Annotated in this window: 1 protein-coding gene and 2 pseudogenes; all 3 read right to left on the reverse strand. The window is 64.9% G+C overall.

The genetic code is table 11. The features are described 5' to 3' along the window. Nucleotides 1-116 precede the first annotated feature (116 nt). Nucleotides 117-800: a hydantoinase B/oxoprolinase family protein gene (locus VJS90_RS21110; RefSeq protein WP_324123574.1), complete on the reverse strand. Its 684-nt coding sequence runs from the start codon at nucleotides 798-800 to the stop codon at nucleotides 117-119. Nucleotides 801-825: 25 nt separating this feature from the next. Continuing rightward, nucleotides 826-1,782, reverse strand: a pseudogene (locus VJS90_RS21115) (hydantoinase B/oxoprolinase family protein); the annotation flags it as partial. A gap of 27 nt (nucleotides 1,783-1,809) precedes the next feature. Then, nucleotides 1,810-2,475, reverse strand: a pseudogene (locus VJS90_RS21120) (hydantoinase/oxoprolinase family protein); the annotation flags it as partial.

Consider the following 2,475-nt stretch of genomic DNA (forward strand, 5'->3'; position numbering starts at 1 on the left):
AGGCTCAGGTTGATGACCGGTTCGCCGGCTGCCAGCATCTGCTTGGCGAGCACCGACACGGCCATGCTGGGCGAACTTTTCACCGCACGGACGCGGCTGCTTTGGAATTCCATGTCTCAGCGCTCCTGCCTGGGTTCGAAACCATAGTCGTCGCGTGCCTGTTCGGCACTGATGTAGCCAAAACGCAGGTCGCGCTCGACCTGGGCGCGGTCGCGCTGACGAGGATCACCGTAGCCCCCGCCGCCGGGCAGGCGCAGCACCAGGCGTCGCTCGGCCGGCACGAACTGCTGGCCCTTGCCGCGCAGCAGGCTGCCATCATCGAGCCCGACGTAACCCTGCGCGCCCTCTTGCCCGCCTTCAAGCCCACGCGCCGGGTATTCGATACGGTCGAACATGGCACTGAAGCGGAAGCTGTAGCCCGCGGCTGCCGAGACTTCGATCTCCTGCCCCAGCCCTCCGCGCAGCAGGCCGGCACCGCCAGAGCCGTCACGCAGCTCCTTGCGCCACACCACCACGGGCCCCGCATGCTCGGTGGCCTCCACCGGCATGGTGTGCACCCCGCTCGGGAACGCCGTGGCACTCAGCCCGTCCATGGCGGAGCGCGCGCCCATGCCGCCGCTGTTGAACATCAGCATCTCGGCATTGCGACCGTTCGGGTTGCTCTCCAGCGGACGCACGCTCAGGTGCAGGTTCCACAAGGCGCTCGCGCCTTCTGCGGGGACCTTGCCTGGCAGGCACTTGTGCAGCGCCCCAAGCACCAGGTCGGGCACGAAATGCCCGAGCACATGGCGTACCGACACCGGTGCCGGGTGCTTGGGCGTTGAGGATGCAGCCCTCGGGTGCCGTTACTTCGAAGGGTGCCAGCGACGCGGTATTGTTCGGAATCTCCGGCGCCACAATGCACTTGAGCCCGTAGCAGGCGTAGGCCTTGGCGTAGCCCAGGGGCACGTTGATGCCGAACTGGCTCATGCCCGAGGTTCCGGTGAAATCGCTCTTGATGCCATCCGGGCCGACGGTCAGGGTGACGGCCAAGGTAACCGGCACGTCATAGCCATCGAGGGTCATGCTGTTGCTGTAGGTGCCGTGAGGCAGCGCCTTGAAGCATTCCAGGGTGGCGCGGCGGCTGTGCTCGAGAATGAAGCCGCCGATGTGTTCCAGGTCATCGAGGCGGAACTCGTCGAGCATGTCCAGCAGCCGTTTGTGGCCGGTCTCGTTGCAGGCCGACAGGGCATAGAAGTCGCCCACCACGCGGTCGTTCTCGCGCACGTTGTTGCGCAGGATGTTGATCAGGTCACGGTTGACCTTGCCGCGCTCGAACAGCTTCATGATCGGGATGAACAGCCCTTCCTCGTACACCTCGCGGGCATCCGGACCAAACCCGCGGCCGCCGATATCGACCACGTGGGCGGTGCTGGCGAAGTAGCCGATCAGCCTGCCCTTGTAGAACGAGGGGGAAACGATGGTGATGTCGTGCAGGTGACCCGTACCTTTCCAGGGGTCATTGGTCACATACACATCACCCTCGAAGATGTTTTCAAGGCCGATGTCATTGATGAAGTGCACCACCGCCTCGGCCATGGTGTTGACGTGGCCCGGGGTACCGGTCACTGCCTGGGCCAGCATGTTGCCGGCACGGTCGAAGACCCCCGCCGACAGGTCGCCCGCCTCGCGCACACTGGTGGAGAACGCAGTCCGGATCAGTGTCAGTGCCTGCTCCTCTACCACAGAGACCAGCCGGTTCCACATCACCTGCATTTGAATATCGATCATGGTTTCGCTCATGGAGGATGCCTTCCGTACGAATGCGGCTTAGCGCCGGACGACCAGCAGGCAGCCGTCTGGCTGGACCGTGGCAGTGAAAGTCGAGGTCACGAAGGTCGAGGTCTCTCGCTCGACGATGATGGCCGGGCCGTCGATCCTGGCGCCGGTCTGCAGTTCCTCGCGCTGATAGATGCCGGTGTCGACGAACCCCCCGGCGACCACGTCGTAGACTTGCCGACGGGCGATCTCATGGGCACGATACGAGGCACCGACCTGCGCCACCGCCTGCACGGGCGGCAGCGGCGAACTGGCCTTGACCGACCAGCTGACGATCTCGATGTCCGGCCCTTCGATCGGGCGTCCGAAGAAGCGCGTGTACGCGGCTTCGAACAGCGCCTTGAACTCGCGGGTATCGCTGTTGCTGAAGGCCTTGAACGGAAGGCCTACGGGAATTTCCCAGCCCTGGCCGACGTAGCGCATGAACGCGGTGCACTCCATCTCAGGCTCGCCCTCGGGCATGCCCTGGCGCAGGAAGGTCAGTGACTCGCGCTTCATCTCCTCGATCAGCAGGTTGACGCGGTCCGACTCGAACTCGGACAAACGCACGAAGGAACTGCGCACCGCCTCGTAGCCAAACGGCGCGCGCAGGAACCCGATCGCCGAGCCCACGCCCGCGCCGGCCGGCACCAGGAAGCGCGACACGCCCATCTTTTC

Source organism: Pseudomonas sp., assembly GCF_035277045.1.
GTDB lineage: Bacteria > Pseudomonadota > Gammaproteobacteria > Pseudomonadales > Pseudomonadaceae > Aquipseudomonas.